The organism is Maribacter sp. LLG6340-A2 (assembly GCF_045057105.1).
In the GTDB taxonomy this organism is placed as follows: Bacteria; Bacteroidota; Bacteroidia; order Flavobacteriales; family Flavobacteriaceae; genus Maribacter.
In genome coordinates this window covers 1,158,730-1,173,735 of the sequence record NZ_CP159332.1, presented here as the reverse complement: position 1 = coordinate 1,173,735, position 15,006 = coordinate 1,158,730, and the positions used below count along the sequence as shown (strand labels likewise).

11 protein-coding genes are annotated in these 15,006 nt (G+C 37.4%); 9 read left to right on the top strand and 2 right to left on the bottom strand.

Features of this window, described 5'->3' with window-relative positions:
* Position 1 precedes the first annotated feature (1 nt).
* A complete protein-coding gene (locus ABVM52_RS04955; protein ID WP_405384299.1) occupies positions 2-391 on the bottom strand; it encodes a DUF983 domain-containing protein in 390 nt (129 codons plus the stop codon).
* 132 nt (positions 392-523) lie between these two features.
* On the opposite strand from ABVM52_RS04955, the gene ABVM52_RS04950 reads away from it, so the two are divergent.
* The 8 genes from ABVM52_RS04950 (at position 524) to ABVM52_RS04915 (ending at position 11,681) form a co-directional block, all read left to right on the top strand.
* Complete coding sequence (locus ABVM52_RS04950; protein ID WP_405384297.1) at positions 524-2,431, top strand: ATP-binding cassette domain-containing protein; 1,908 nt, start codon at positions 524-526, stop codon at positions 2,429-2,431.
* Between the two features lie 159 nt (positions 2,432-2,590).
* A complete protein-coding gene (locus ABVM52_RS04945) occupies positions 2,591-3,466 on the top strand; it encodes a hypothetical protein (protein WP_405384295.1) in 876 nt (291 codons plus the stop codon).
* Positions 3,467-3,679: 213 nt separating this feature from the next.
* The gene (locus ABVM52_RS04940; protein WP_405384293.1) at positions 3,680-4,561 is read left to right on the top strand and encodes a hypothetical protein; all 882 of its coding nucleotides are present in this window, start codon (positions 3,680-3,682) and stop codon (positions 4,559-4,561) included.
* Positions 4,562-4,988: 427 nt separating this feature from the next.
* Positions 4,989-6,119: an efflux RND transporter periplasmic adaptor subunit gene (locus ABVM52_RS04935; RefSeq protein ID WP_405384291.1), complete on the top strand. Its 1,131-nt coding sequence runs from the start codon at positions 4,989-4,991 to the stop codon at positions 6,117-6,119.
* Positions 6,119-9,379, top strand: a complete 3,261-nt coding sequence (locus tag ABVM52_RS04930; RefSeq protein WP_405384289.1) for an efflux RND transporter permease subunit — start codon at positions 6,119-6,121, stop codon at positions 9,377-9,379. The genes ABVM52_RS04935 and ABVM52_RS04930 overlap by 1 nt, the downstream gene beginning before the upstream one ends.
* On the top strand, positions 9,379-10,764 hold the full coding sequence (locus tag ABVM52_RS04925; protein ID WP_405384287.1) for a TolC family protein: 1,386 nt from the start codon (positions 9,379-9,381) through the stop codon (positions 10,762-10,764). The genes ABVM52_RS04930 and ABVM52_RS04925 overlap by 1 nt, the downstream gene beginning before the upstream one ends.
* Positions 10,765-10,821: 57 nt before the next feature.
* On the top strand, positions 10,822-11,490 hold the full coding sequence (locus ABVM52_RS04920; RefSeq protein WP_405384285.1) for a hypothetical protein: 669 nt from the start codon (positions 10,822-10,824) through the stop codon (positions 11,488-11,490).
* 8 nt (positions 11,491-11,498) lie between these two features.
* Positions 11,499-11,681 carry a CPXCG motif-containing cysteine-rich protein gene (locus ABVM52_RS04915; RefSeq protein ID WP_405384283.1) on the top strand — a complete coding sequence of 61 codons (183 nt, stop codon included), beginning with the start codon at positions 11,499-11,501 and terminating at the stop codon, positions 11,679-11,681.
* Here the strand turns inward: ABVM52_RS04915 and ABVM52_RS04910 are convergent, their stop codons facing one another.
* Positions 11,682-12,314 (bottom strand): head GIN domain-containing protein, encoded by a 633-nt coding sequence (locus tag ABVM52_RS04910; RefSeq protein ID WP_405384281.1) that lies wholly within the window; start codon positions 12,312-12,314, stop codon positions 11,682-11,684.
* 220 nt (positions 12,315-12,534) lie between these two features.
* On the opposite strand from ABVM52_RS04910, the gene ABVM52_RS04905 reads away from it, so the two are divergent.
* Positions 12,535-14,853 carry a glycoside hydrolase family 113 gene (locus ABVM52_RS04905; RefSeq protein ID WP_405384279.1) on the top strand — a complete coding sequence of 773 codons (2,319 nt, stop codon included), beginning with the start codon at positions 12,535-12,537 and terminating at the stop codon, positions 14,851-14,853.
* Positions 14,854-15,006 lie beyond the last annotated feature (153 nt).

Here is a 15,006-nt window from a genome sequence, read left to right as displayed (position 1 = left end):
GTTAGGGGGTGTCCGTCTTGGCAGAAACATCGTATTTCACAAAAATATTGATCCATATATTCCTGGAAAGTCGCATAATAATAGGCATAAAAGCAATCATGGTTAGTACAATGGCTATAAAAGTCTGTACAAGATTTGCACCAAGGAAAAGTCTTGCGATTACAAAAGCGGCAACGGCAAAGGCAATACCTACGGCATAACTAACATACATTGCTCCATAAAAAAAAGAGGGTTCTATTTTATACTTAAATCCACAATGGCCACATTTTTCATGCATTTTAAAAATCTTGCTCAAATGATAGGGGTTTTTGTCCACATACATACTTTCTTGATGACATCTGGGACAACTTCCTGTTAAAATGCTGTAGAGTTTGTTTCCTTTTTTTAACATTTGCAAAACTTTATGTAAAGATACGAAAAGGCGTTACATCAGTTCTTTTTGTAAACCGTACAAATAGTTAAATAATGCAAATTGCCCTCTTGTTTTTTTAGGGTAAAAACTAAACCAGAAGAAGTAAATTTTATGTTAAACGTTCACAACCTATCAGTCTCCTTTGGCGGAGAATATTTGTTCGAGGAAATTTCTTTTCGTTTAAATGCAGGAAATAGAGTAGGCTTAGTAGGTAAAAACGGTGCTGGTAAATCTACATTGTTAAAATTATTGAATAGGGATATGGCTTTGGATACCGGGGTCATAGCGGTAGAAAAGGATATCAAAATAGGTTTTTTAAGACAGGATATAGATTTTGTTCAAGGAAGAACGGTGTTAGAAGAAGCCTATCAGGCATTTGAGGAAATCAAGAAACTGGAGCTTAAGTTAGATGAGATCAACCACCAGCTGGCAGAACGTACGGATTATGAAACGGACTCTTATAGTCAACTGATCATAGACCTGAACGATGTTTCTCAACATTATGAAATTTTAGGTGGGTATAATTACCAAGGGGAAACGGAAAAGATTTTACAGGGGTTAGGATTTAAACGTGAGGATTTTGATAAAAAAACCGAGACCTTTTCTGGTGGATGGCGTATGCGTATTGAATTGGCAAAACTATTATTACAGAGTAATGATGTGCTATTGCTGGATGAGCCCACCAACCACTTGGATATTGAATCTATTATTTGGTTTGAACAGTTTTTGAACAATTATACCGGTGCGGTGGTAATTGTTTCGCATGATAAAATGTTTTTGGACAACGTTACCAATAGGACCATTGAAATTTCCTTGGGGCGTATTTATGATTATAACAAACCGTACACCCAATATTTGGTTTTGCGCAATGAGATCAAACAACAGCAATTAAATGCCCAAAAGAATCAAGAAAAGGAGATTCAGCAAGCAGAACGTTTAATTGAAAAATTTAGGGCAAAATCTACCAAAGCCTCCATGGCCCAATCCTTAATTAAAAAACTGGATAAGATTGAGCGTATAGAGGTAGATGAAGATGATAATAGTGTCATGAATTTACGCTTTCCCGTGTCCATTACTCCAGGTAAGGTGGTCGTGGAAATAGAAGGGTTGTCAAAATCCTATGGTAGCAATTTGGTCCTGGACGATATCAATCTGCTTATAGAACGCGATAGTAAAACCGCTTTTGTTGGACAAAACGGTCAAGGTAAATCTACATTGGCAAAAATTATTGTTGGTGAATTGGAGCATGAAGGACGGTTAAAATTGGGGCATAATGTACAGATAGGATATTTTGCCCAGAACCAGGCAGAGTATTTGGATGGTAACAAGACCATATTGGATACCATGATCGATGCTGCAAATGAAAAGAACAGAAGTAAGGTAAGAGATATTTTGGGCTCCTTTTTATTTAGGGGAGATGAGGTGGATAAATATGTAAAGGTCTTATCGGGAGGGGAACGCAACCGGCTTGCCCTGGCTAAAATGTTGTTACAGCCTTTTAATGTGCTGGTGATGGATGAACCTACCAACCACTTGGACATCAAATCCAAGAATGTGTTAAAGCAGGCATGTTTAAATTTTGAAGGTACATTGATATTAGTGTCGCATGATAGGGATTTTCTACAAGGACTAACCAATAAGGTCTATGAATTCAAGGATTCAAAAATCAATGAATATTTAGGCGATGTTGAATACTATTTGGAACAGCGAAAAGTGGAAAATTTTAGGGCCATAGAAAAGAAGCAAGCAGTTACTGTAGAAAAGGTCAAACCCAAGGAAAATTCGTTTCAGGATCAAAAGAAGCTCAAAAGTTTAAAAAATCAATTGAGTTCCGTAGAAAGTAAGGTGGGTAGTCTAGAAAAGGAAATCAAAGAGATAGACCATGACTTACTGGTGGATTATGATAAAACCATACAAAAGCCTAATTTTTTTGAGGAATATCAGGCCAAAAAGGACAAATTGGAAAAACTCATGCAACAGTGGGAAAATCTTACAATGGATATAGAGTCTTTAAGTTAAGGGTTTTCGCCTTACCTCCATTTTAACACTTTTGACAACAGAATACCTAACTTTCACAACAAATGGGGGTTGCTCAACGATAAAATTTTAGTTTTCAGCGTTATTTGTTCAAATTTGTAGGACAATTCCTAAACACGGAATTCTAAAAACCACCAACGTATGAAAAAAATATACTTTTTAAGCTTCAGTTTGTTTTTACTGACGACCGTATGTTTTGCAGAGATCTCCAAAAAGGAGAAAAAAGCCTTAATGGATTTATATACGAGTACTAATGGCCAGCATTGGGTCAAAAAATGGGATCTTAAAAAGCCCGTTGCACAATGGTACGGCGTTAAGGTGGTAGATGATAAAGTTGTAGAAATCAATTTATTTCATAATAACCTTATGGGTCCCATTTCTCCTGAAATAGGAAATTTGGAGCATTTAGAGGTATTAAATTTGGCTTTTAATGCATTGACCGGAAATTTCCCTCAAGAAATAGCCAACTTAAACAATCTTAAAGTATTAAAGTTGGAAATGAATAGGTTGAAAGGGGAGTTACCTGCGGAAATAGGTAACCTTTACAAACTGGAGGAACTATCGGCATTCAATAATTTTTTAACAGGTAAAATACCTGCAACTGTTGGTAATTTAAAGGATTTAAAAATATTAAACTTGTCCAGTAATGATTTCTATGGTGATATACCAAGTTCATTAGGGCAATTGACCCAATTGGAAACCTTAGGTCTTTTTGAGAATAAATTGGAAGGTGCTATCCCTAGTGACATGGGTAACTTGCAAAACCTAAAAGAGTTGGTATTGGCCAATAATAATTTAAATGGCGAAATACCTACAGAATTTTCCCAATTGGCCAGTTTGGAAATATTTCAGATACAGAACAACAATTTTAGTTCTTTCAAGGCTTTAGAGTTTTTGGAGACCAAGGAGTATTTGGTTTTTGATTATGACAGAGAGGATAGAAAACTAGAATTCAAGGATATTAACTTTAGTAAGACCAAAATGGCCGATACTAAGTTTGAAGATATTGAAGAGTAAGAGTAGTTTACACTTTTAGTTAGTTTGGTGATAGAAAGAGATGTAAAAACTACATCTCTTTCTTGGTTGTGTATTTTTAACACAATATTTAATCATAAATTCTTTTTTTCAGCGTTATAGGATAACTGCTTTATTACGGCAGCCCTGTTTTTTAACAGAGTTGACAGAAGATGAGCATTAATACATCCCCCAAAACCAACAAATTTTTTCGACATGAAAAAAACCTTCAAATGCTTAACCGTTCTAATTGTGCTGACCTTTAGTTGTAAGGTAATGGCACAAATTCCAAAAAGTGAAAAACAGTATTTAATAAAGTTCTACAAAAGTACCCTTGGCGATACTTGGCAAAACTCCTGGAACCTGGAAGAAGATCCCTCTACGTGGTTTGGAGTAGAGATAAATGACAATCATGTCATAGGTCTTAAACTATATAGGAATAATCTTAAAGGGAAAATTCCTGCGGGAATTACGGCGCTAACGAATTTAGAGCACCTAAATCTAGCGTTCAACGCTCTTGAAGGTAATTTGCCCCAAGATGTTTTTAAGGTGGTTACCTTAAAGACCGTACGTTTAGAGATGAACAAATTTAGCGGAAGTCTACCAACGGACTTTAGTCAAATGAAGAATCTTGAAGAATTATCAATGTTCAATAACCTTTTGGAAGGTGAAATTCCTGATGGAATAGGAAGTTTGGAAAGTTTAAAGATTCTGAATCTTTCCAGTAATTATTTAGAGGGCAGTCTGCCTAAAGCTATTGAGAAGTTGTCCAAGCTGGAGCAATTGGAATTGTTCGGTAATAAATTGGCCGGTTCAATAGATGTTGAGCTTGGCAAATTAATGAATTTAAAAGAGTTGATTTTATCCTATAATAAGTTTGAGGGAGATTTACCCAGTAGTGTTGCAAGTCTCAATAATTTGGAATTTATACAGTTGCAGGGAAATGATTTTAGGTCCTTAAATTCCTTAATGCAATTACAGTCCCCAAAACTGGCTGTTTTTGATAGTGATGATGAATTTTTGAATATGAAATTCAGTAAAGTAGCTGACAGTGAAACCAGATTGGTAGATACCAAGTTCGAGGATGTTAAACACTAAGCGGATTATAATATTAAAAAAAGGGATGCGAAAGCATCCCTTTTTTACTTTATAGCGGCTGTAAAAGTCATATTTTTTTATGATTACTTTAACCATAAAGGCTTTCAATGCCAGATGTGTTTTTTTGTAGTTTCGCCAAAGATTAATTGATTTCCAAAAGTTTCTAGTTAAAGTCTGTTTAAAAATGCAGCTTGTTTTAACAAAATTTTGATTGTTGTCTTAGACGGTAATAGTTTTTTGAACGTTGATTGGAAATGCTCTTTAGGGAAATGGTGATGAAAAGATTACGGTGCTCAAAGCTGAGAATGTTTCAAAGTCGTTTCAGGTTTGAATTTGGTCGTTTCATTTAATCGTCAGAATGCTAAAGGATATTTAAAAGTACTTTTGATTCTGTGTTTTTTGAAATACGCTTATAAATTATAATAAAATGCGAAAAATTATTTTTACCGTACTAGGTATTTTACTAATTGTAGTATCCATTTTTCTTGCGGGTTATATTATTGATAGTAAAAAAACATTCAAACCTAAATCTGAGAAGGTTGTAAAAACTGTTTTTACCGAGGTGGTTGAAAATGGTACGGTGCCCATTGTAGTATCTGCCAATGGTAATTTAACTGCCAAACAGCGTGTAGAGTTGTTTGCAGAGGTTCAAGGTGTTTTCAAAAAAGGTAGTAAGTTATTTAAGGAAGGTCAAACTTTTAGAAGGGGGGAGACCATCATTAATATAGACGCAGATGAATATGCAGCAAGCGTACAGTCTGCCAAAAGTAATCTCTTTAATCAATTAACGGCGGTAATGCCAGATTTGCGTTTAGACTACCCGGATATTTATCCAAAATGGCAAGAGTACCTAGCAAATTTTGATATGTCAAAAAGTACTCCGGCTTTGCCGCAAATGGGTTCGGAGAAAGAAAAGTTCTTTATCTCGGGCAGAGGTATTTTAACCAGCTATTACAATGTCAAGAATTTAGAGCAGAGGCTGGCCAAATACAGAATTACGGCACCATTTTCTGGGGTACTTACCGAGACTTTGGTAACAGAAGGTACTTTGGTAAGATCAGGTCAAAAATTAGGGGAGTTTATTAACCCAGAGGTTTATGAACTTGAAGTGGCCATAAGTAAACGGTATACGGATTTATTGAAAGTGGGGGAATCTGTAGAGTTGACCAATCTAGATGATAATAGTAAGTATAAAGGAAAGGTTACCAGAATTAACGGTAGTATTGATCAATTGACCCAAACCGTTAATGCCTACATAGAGGTAGAGGATGGGAACTTAAGGGAAGGCATGTATTTAGAGGCAGATTTAGATGCTAAGAAAGAAGAAAACGCTATTGAGGTAGATAGGGGACTTTTATTGGAAGGCAACAAGATTTTTGTTGTAAAAGATTCTGTACTTGATGTTATAGATGTAGAACCTGTTTATTTTTCAGATAAACGTGTAGTGCTTAAAAAAGTACCTGATGGCGTAACTATCGTGTCCAAACCTATAAGCGGTGCATATACCGGTATGTCAGTGAAAATTTATGGTGAACAACCAGAAAATACAAAAGGATAATGCGTAAACTTATTGAATATTTTATTCGGTATCACGTTGCCGTTAATGTCGTAGTAATATCCTTTGCCCTTTTTGGTATTGTTGGCGCAAAGGCTTTGAAATCTTCTTTTTTCCCACTTACCGATTCTAAGAATATATCCATTAATATTACCTACCCAGGGGCTTCACCACAAGAGGTAGAAGAAGGTATCGTCTTGAAAATAGAAGACAACTTAAAAGGCTTGGAAGGTGTAGATCGTGTAACCTCTACTTCTAGGGAGAATAGTGGTACGATCAATGTGGAAATCGAGAAAGGGGAGAATATTGACTTCATGCTTTTAGAGGTCAAGAACGCGGTAGATAGGGTGCCAACCTTTCCAACAGGTATGGAGCCTTTAATAGTTTCTAAACTAGAAACGGTACGCCAGACCATAGCATTTGCCATTAGTGGAGAAAATATTCCGTTGTCAACATTAAAAAGTGTAGGTAGGGAAATTGAGAATGACTTGCGCGCCATGGAAGGTATTTCTCAAATAGAAATTTCTGGTTTTCCGGATGAGGAAATTGAAATTGCCGTCAATGAGAATGACCTGTTAGCTTACGGTTTATCATTTTCAGAAGTAGCAAGTGCTGTTGGTAGTGCCAATATCTTGGTTACCGGTGGTAATATTAAGACTGATGCAGAAGAGTATTTAATCCGTGCAAATAACCGTTCCTACTATGGTAGTGAACTCAACAACCTTGTAGTTAGGGCAGATCAATCTGGTAACGTAATACGTTTAAAAGATGTTGCGGAGGTCAGAGATCGTTTTGCCGAAACGCCAAACGCAAGCTATTTTAACGGTAACCTATCCGTGAGTACTACCATAACAAGTACCAATAATGAGGACTTGATTGCAGCCGCGGATCAGGTGAATGAATATGTTGATGATTTTAATGAGAAGTATAACAATATTAAGTTAGATGTGGTTTCTGACCAATCTATCACGTTAAATCAAAGAACACAATTATTGACTGAAAACGCCATAATGGGTATGGTGTTGGTGTTGATATTCCTATCCCTTTTCTTGAATACTAGATTGGCGTTCTGGGTAGCTTTTGGCTTGCCAGTGGCATTTTTGGGAATGTTTGTTTTTGCCGGTTTCTTTGATGTGACTATTAATGTATTGTCGTTATTTGGTATGATCATCGTTATTGGTATTTTGGTAGATGATGGTATTGTAATTGCCGAGAATATTTATCAGCATTACGAGAAAGGAAAATCTCCTGTTCAGGCAGCTGTAGATGGTACTATGGAAGTATTGCCTCCTATTATTTCGGCTATTATTACCACCATATTGGCATTCTCTATCTTCTTGTTCCTAGATAGTAGAATTGGGGAGTTCTTTGGTGAGGTATCTGTAATTGTGATTTTAACATTGGTGGTATCTTTGGTAGAGGCCTTGATTATTTTGCCAGCCCACTTAGCGCACTCCAAGGCATTACAGCCTATTGACAATAAGCCTAAAAGTGGCTTTGCAAACGCTTTTGCCAAGCTAAGGGTGATCAATGAATTTGGAGACCGTTTAATGGTTTGGATGCGAGATAATCTATATACTCCGGTATTGCGGTTTTCAATGAGATACAAAATTTTCATGTTCTCGGTTTTTGCAGCGGCATTCATTTTAACCTTAGGTTCTGTAGGTGGGGGAATCATTAGAACGGCCTTCTTCCCTAGAATTGCCAGTGACCGTGTAGGTATAGAGCTAGAAATGCCCAACGGGACCAATGAAAAGATAACAGATTCCATTATTTCATACATAGAGGAGAAAGCCATTATCGTTAATCAAGAACTGACGGATAAATATTTGGCAGGTTCGGATAAAATGGTTTTTGAAAACCTTATCAGAAGACTAGGGCCTGGTTCTTCTTCGGCCGTTTTGACCATTAACCTTTTACCTGGTGAAGAAAGGCCTAATGAAATTTCTGCGGATATGGTTACCCGTAGATTGGAAGAGTTGGTGGGGCCGGTGTTAGGTGTAGAAAGTCTAATTTATGGATCTGGCGGTAATTTTGGTGGTTCGCCTGTATCGGTTTCTTTGTTAGGTAATAATATAGAAGAATTAAAAGCCGCAAAAACGGAACTTAAAGAGATACTTACCAAAAACCCAAGATTAAAGGATATTGCAGATAATGATCCTGCAGGTATTAAGGAGATACGGTTAACCTTAAAGGAAAATGCGTATTTACTAGGTTTGGACCTTCAGGCGCTAATGACTCAAGTTCGTGCGGGATTCTTTGGTGTACAGGCACAGCGTTTTCAACGATCACAAGATGAAATTAGGGTTTGGGTGCGCTATGATAGGGAAGAACGATCTTCTATCTCTAATTTGGATGATATGAGAATTGTTACCCCAACGGGGGAGCGAGTACCCCTTAGTGAACTTGCTGATTATACCATTGTACGAGGTGATGTAGCCATTAACCGTTTAGAGGGTAGAAGGGAAATTCAGGTTTCTGCGGATATGAAAGATGTAAAGGATAGTCCTACTGAAATCATGACGGAGATTCAGAATGTGCACATGCCAGAGATACAATCCAAATACCCAACGGTAAGTGCTTCTTATGAAGGACAGAATAGGGAATTGGAAAAATTGACTGGTTCGTTAAAGCTTGTAGGCTTTACCGTAATTCTGTTGATATATATTACCATAGCCTTTACATTTAGAAGTTTTAGTCAGCCATTAATGCTGTTATTGCTGGTTCCTTTTAGTTTTACCGCTGTAGCTTGGGGTCACTGGATCCATGATTTCCCAATAAACGTACTTTCTATATTGGGTATCATTGCATTGATCGGTATTATGGTTAATGACGGGTTGGTGCTTATAGGTAAGTTCAACTCTAATTTAAGGGAAGGTATGACTTTTGACAATGCCATTTTTGAAGCGGGAAAATCAAGATTTAGAGCTATTTTCTTAACATCGGTAACTACTATTGCCGGTTTGGCTCCTTTAATGTTAGAGACCAGTAGACAGGCGCAGTTCTTGAAACCAATGGCAATTTCCATAGCATATGGTATTGGTATAGCTACGGTACTTACTTTATTGATGCTGCCGTTGTTCTTATCCTTCAGTAATAATTTAAAAGCTCAGAATTTATCATTCGCTTCCGGACATAAGATTACAAAAGAAGAAGTAGAAAGAGCCATTAAGGAAAAGAAAGAAGCCTCCCATTTGGAAGGTCATTCGCACGATATCATTGAAAATGGTTCAGAAACACATAAGAATCTAGATAAGTTATAATGAGTAAAGTAAGATTCATCACAATATTGGTATTTCTACCGCTATATACTATTCTGGCACAAGAGACCACGCTCTCTAAAGAAGAAGCGGTAGCCAAGGCATTGGAAAATAATTTTGGAATAGAGATCGCAAAAGGTCAGGTAGAGATTGCAGAAAATAATGCTAGCATATTAAATTCGGGCTATTTACCTACTTTGACAGGTACCGCTGGAGCTGATTATAATAGAGATGATTCAACAATTGAATTTCCTGGTAGAATTTTGACAGAGGATGGTGTAGATGTAATTGATCCAATAACAGGAGAGCCTACTCCATTTCCTGACACCGATATTTATAAAGCTGAAGCTCAACGTTATTCTGCAGCTCTTACTGCTAACTACACATTATTTGATGGAATGGGTAGATTTTATAATTATAAAAAATTAAAAGAACAATATAATTTAAGTACGCTACAGGCTAGAGAGACTATTGAAAATACCATGATACAGATGTTCACGGTATATTTTGAAATTGCTCGTTTAACCGAGAATAGAAATGTTCAGAAACAAGCCTTGGAGATTTCAAGGGATAGAATAACTAGGTCAGAATATTCTTTTGAGTATGGTCAAAATACAAAATTGGATATATTGAATGCTCAGGTAGATATGACAAATGATAGTATTAATCTATTGAATACAGAGCAGCAATTGGCAAATGCCAAACGCGACTTAAATGTAGTGTTGAATCAAGATTTAGCTGCCCAATATCAAGTAGATACCACTATTGTTTTCATTCCTAAATTTCAGATTGTAGAGTTTATGGATCAGGCAATCACTAATAATGTTGCGGTACTACAAACGGAATCAAATTTAAGTATTAATGAATATGATATTAAAGTAAGCAAATCTGGGTATTTACCAACTGTTGGTCTTTCCGGTTCTTATGGGTGGAATTTAAATCAAAGTGCAGCTTCAGCATTCTTTCCTGGATCAAACAATGAAACTTATAATTTTGCTTTAGGAGCAAGCCTTACATGGAATCTCTTTGATGGCGGTAGTACAACGGTAAGTGTAAAAAATGCCAAAATTGCGTATGCCAATCAAGAATTGTTAAGAAAACAGGTAGAACTGGAAGTAAATAGAGATATGCAGAATGCCTTGGCATTGTATGAGAATTTGCTGAAAATATATCGTATTCAGGAACAGAACGTATTTACCAACCAGAATAATTTTGAACGCTCAAGGGAGCAGTTTCAATTGGGTAGTATTACATCAATAGAATTTAGGCAGGCGCAGATCAATTTACTGAACGCGCAGACCAATAAGAATTTGGCAAAGTATGATGCTAAGTTGGCAGAGCTACAATTATTGCAGCTTACTGGGCAATTATTGAATGTGGAATTATAAGCAGTAGACCTTTAAGTTTTTAATCTCGGTTATCGAGTAAATTAATTACAAAAGAACATGTATAGCAATAGAACAAATAGCGAGCTCATAGAGATAATGAACCAACATTCATTACTCACGTTTGAAGCACAATTAAGTTTACAGGATGAGTTGCAGAAACGTGCTGTTGTTGTAGATATGAGCGATTTAAATGCGACCATTGCCAACAAAAGGGCGCAGATTCAGAATTTGGAATACTTAAAGGATTTTGGGTTTCAAGCCAATATAACGGATGACGGACTAATCGTCACCAGAACTAACAAGGCTTTGTTTACAGATGTTTTGGCGGTCGTAGTTGGTCTATTGGTATTCTTTTTAGGCATTTACGGCTGTATTAATTTGGTCTATACCTTTATAAATGGCGAAGAGTTAGATGTGTTTACCTTGGCCTATAAATTTGCCATGGCCGGTTTACTTTTTATAGGCTTGAGCTTTTTTAGTGGATTGCAACGCTTGTTCGATTTTTATGGCTTCGAGTTGAGAAAGGTTAACGGCTCTATGACCTTAAAGAAACGCTTTGATGTTAAATTGGAGGAGGTCAACATAGACCCGGCAGATGTGCATTTAGAAGAAGACGAAGATATTCTGGCCTTAAAGTTGGGTCGCGAGACCATTTTCACGTCCAATAGCGGCAACTTGATTCAAACACTTACGTTGCAAAATCTGGCAAAAGAACTGAAAGTTTAATCATTGCTATGTACGAGCATTTTTTTCAATGTCCGTATTGCTGGGAAGAGGTATCCATGCTTCTTGATCCATCTATTTCACAACAAACCTATGTAGAGGATTGTGAGGTGTGTTGCAACCCTATTGAAATAACGCCCCAATTTCAGGAAAATGAATTGGTAGGGTTCAACGCTCAAAGTATAGAGCAATAACTACTGCATAACCGTAATGGTGCCTCCAAAGGTATCGTCCTTGTCCAGGGTTTTAGGATTTCCGTGTATAATAATGTTTCCGCCCGCCTTAACTTTGGCAACCACCTTGTCCGTAGTATAAATTTCGGCACGCCCTCCGGCCAGTACGGTAACATTTGTACGCTCACTTCTTAGATTTTTGGTATGAACCTTTCCTCCTGTATTAATGTAGATGCCCTGTGTACGGGTAGTTCCCGATAGTTTAACTTCACTTCCGGTGGTACTTTTAATAGTAACCGTTGTAGCCTCTAGGTTTAAAATAATTAGTCCGGCTTCCTGGGTCTTGACGGATAATGACTTACTACGCAAACGTTGTTCAGATACAATTCTGGCATTTTCATTGGCATCTATTTCGGTAAGGGTTTCGGTATAGTGAACTTTTATGGAGATGGTATTCCCAGATAAAAAGTCTTTCCTTGCCATCCTAATTTTTAACTGTCCATTACTTTCCTGAACGCTGATATCCTCTTTCTTATCATCACCGTTTATGGTAAGCTTATTTATCTTGTCTTTTATCAAACTAACGCTAATACGATCATAAACTTTTAGTTGGTCAAATTTCTGTAAGGAGATGGTTTGGCCTTGTTGGGCCATACAAGAAATCGATATGCAACAGAATAAGATTAGGAGGGGGAAAGTAAGTCGTTTCATTAGTTTGAGCTTGGTTTGCTACCAAAGTTACATCACAGCATTAGTTTTACAATGAATTTTTTAAATGATGATTGGGGTAACGATTTTCACGGAATAGTTAAATATACGCGTATTGTAGCTTGGTTTTTGTCCTTTCACTATCTTAATCGTGTAATAGGTACTTATGAAACGGAAGCATCTTGTCCTTACTTTGATAGTGGCACTCCTGGCGGTGGGTATGGCCAGTGTACAATTAATGTCCGGCGCCGATAATAATGGTTCCGGTGCTGTAATGGATTCGGTACCTACAAAACGCGAATTGCGCCGTAATTTTTTTGATAAACGCAAAATCTTGGTGGTCTACGCCGCTAATGACTCTCTGTTGGCGCAGCGTTATAAGGAACTTTTGAACCCACTTTCCCAAAAAGAGATTACACAATCATGGAGAAGCACCAAGGTTGACTATAAAAATGCGTCAACGGTAAGTGAACAGGAATTGGAGGATAACGTGGTTTTTTTGGTAGGAGCCATAGATGAACATAACGTATTACAGCGCTATTTGTCAAAGACACCTTTTCGTGTAGCTAAAGAGAAAATAAATATAGGGCCTAAGCAAATAGAAAATGCCAACCCGTTACTGTCCGTAGGTTTTTATCCTAGTCCGTTTAATCCTCAATTGCCATTTTCATTCCTAACAGGTACGGATGCCATCCAGATTTTTGATTTTTTTGCAGAGCGAGTAACCAAAAACGGGCAAGGTTTTTATAGACAAAACTTGGATTATGAGGTGTATGACCGCTCAAAACGTTTGGTATTGGGCAATTTTGATGCGCAGTACAAGATTGATACCTCTACATATTTTGATTTTTCCCAAGGGGATGATTTAATATTGGATACGGACCGGTACAAATTTATAGCCCATCAAAACGCGGTAGGTAAAAAGGGCGTACAGCAAATTTTAAAGCGATTGGAACGTGTAGTGCCCACCATTCATGATGATATATCTAGTGAAGTTGCTCCTTCCAAGATAACCTATCATTTTTATCGTTCTATGGAAGAAAAGGGGCTAATGACGGGCAACACCAACCAATCTCATATAGATACGGTAGAAAATGCAGTGCATACCATTGTCAATGAGGTGTATAAAGACAACCATACCGGTAAGGATTATGCCTTGATCTTGCATCAAAAATTGGGAAGTTCCAATAAGGATATTCTCACGGTAGGATTACCAATTTACTTTACCACATCATGGCAGAAAAAAGGCTATGAATATTGGGCGGAGCGTTTAATAAGCTCTAACAATGTGCTTACGGCATCCCAATTGTTGAACAATGAGTTGATGCAACAGGAATCTTCTTTGATCCGAGAATGTTTGGCAGGGTTGTTTACCAAATTTTTGATGGAAACCTGGGGCACTGAAAAATACCTTTCAGCCTATAGGAATTTTGATTTAGGGCCCGTAGACATGAAGCTATTGGAAAAAAAATGGCAGGGATATTTAAAAGATTTTTCAAAAGAACATCCAAAAGAAAAAAATAAGGATAGGGAGCTACCGTACTTAAAAGGCTTCAATTTTGCACATGAGGGGTACAATATTTACAATGGCTACGGTTCTGGAAAGGCAACGGAATCTTTACTTAAGCAGAAAAACATGGGCAGTAATGCGGTGGCTATTGTTCCCTACAGCGGTACTCATGACATTCATAAGCCCACTGTATTTCATTTTAGCGATCATGCCGGCGGAGAGAATGATGAGTCTGTAGTACACGCGGCAACTATGGCCCATGAAATGGGAATGTATACCGTATTGAAACCTCAAATTTATGTGCGGGGCAGTTGGCCCGGAGGAATAGAAATGAAGACCGATGCAGATTGGGAACAGTTTTTTGATCATTATTATCGCTGGATAAGGCACTATGCTTTTTTAGCGGAGATATATGACATAGATGCCCTTTGTATTGGGGTAGAATTTACCAAAGCCACTTTGAACCACCCAGATGCGTGGAGAAAAATGATTGAAAGGACCAGGGGGTTATACTCGGGGCAACTGACCTATGCGGCCAATTGGGGAGAGGAATTTGAAAATATTGCATTTTGGGACGATTTGGATTTTATAGGACTTAATTCCTACTATCCGCTAAGCAAGAAAGATAATCCCACCGATACGGAAATGGTAGCAAAGTTCGATACCATAAAGACCAAGATAAAAACGGTATACGAGCAATTTAAAAAGCCAATAGTTTTTACCGAGATTGGTTTTAGAAGTATAGATACCCCGTGGAAAAACCCCCATGCCGAGGCAGATGAAAGCATTAATCAAGAAATGCAGCAACGCTGTTATGAGATTATTTTTAAGGGCATAGAAAATGAACCTTGGTGCCAAGGCATCCTTTGGTGGAAATACCCCAGCTATCTAGAATACCGTGGTGTAGATAACAATGCCTTTACGCCCAATAACAAATTGGCCGATGAAACCGTGCGTAAATGGTTCACTAAGTAGGCATGCATCCGTAATTAGGAATGTATATAAATAGTTTGCTGGCAACAGACTAGTAGTGCTCAAGTAGTATTTTCTTCAAAATTATTCCCACTTCATATCCCTCATAAATAATTCATAACTGTCTAAAGCTGTTTTAGATGGCAATTTCGACAG

What these genes read in the sequence shown, in the direction of transcription:
- ABVM52_RS04905 (WP_405384279.1), top strand. Translation starts at nt 12,535, where the DNA reads ATGAAACGGAAGCATCTTGTCCTTACTTTGATAGTGGCACTCCTGGCG.
- ABVM52_RS04920 (WP_405384285.1), top strand. Translation starts at nt 10,822, where the DNA reads ATGTATAGCAATAGAACAAATAGCGAGCTCATAGAGATAATGAACCAA.
- ABVM52_RS04915 (WP_405384283.1), top strand. Translation starts at nt 11,499, where the DNA reads ATGTACGAGCATTTTTTTCAATGTCCGTATTGCTGGGAAGAGGTATCC.
- ABVM52_RS04950 (WP_405384297.1), top strand. Translation starts at nt 524, where the DNA reads ATGTTAAACGTTCACAACCTATCAGTCTCCTTTGGCGGAGAATATTTG.
- ABVM52_RS04930 (WP_405384289.1), top strand. Translation starts at nt 6,119, where the DNA reads ATGCGTAAACTTATTGAATATTTTATTCGGTATCACGTTGCCGTTAAT.
- ABVM52_RS04910 (WP_405384281.1), bottom strand. Translation starts at nt 12,314, where the DNA reads ATGGCCCAACAAGGCCAAACCATCTCCTTACAGAAATTTGACCAACTA.
- ABVM52_RS04955 (WP_405384299.1), bottom strand. Translation starts at nt 391, where the DNA reads ATGTTAAAAAAAGGAAACAAACTCTACAGCATTTTAACAGGAAGTTGT.
- ABVM52_RS04935 (WP_405384291.1), top strand. Translation starts at nt 4,989, where the DNA reads ATGCGAAAAATTATTTTTACCGTACTAGGTATTTTACTAATTGTAGTA.
- ABVM52_RS04940 (WP_405384293.1), top strand. Translation starts at nt 3,680, where the DNA reads ATGAAAAAAACCTTCAAATGCTTAACCGTTCTAATTGTGCTGACCTTT.
- ABVM52_RS04925 (WP_405384287.1), top strand. Translation starts at nt 9,379, where the DNA reads ATGAGTAAAGTAAGATTCATCACAATATTGGTATTTCTACCGCTATAT.
- ABVM52_RS04945 (WP_405384295.1), top strand. Translation starts at nt 2,591, where the DNA reads ATGAAAAAAATATACTTTTTAAGCTTCAGTTTGTTTTTACTGACGACC.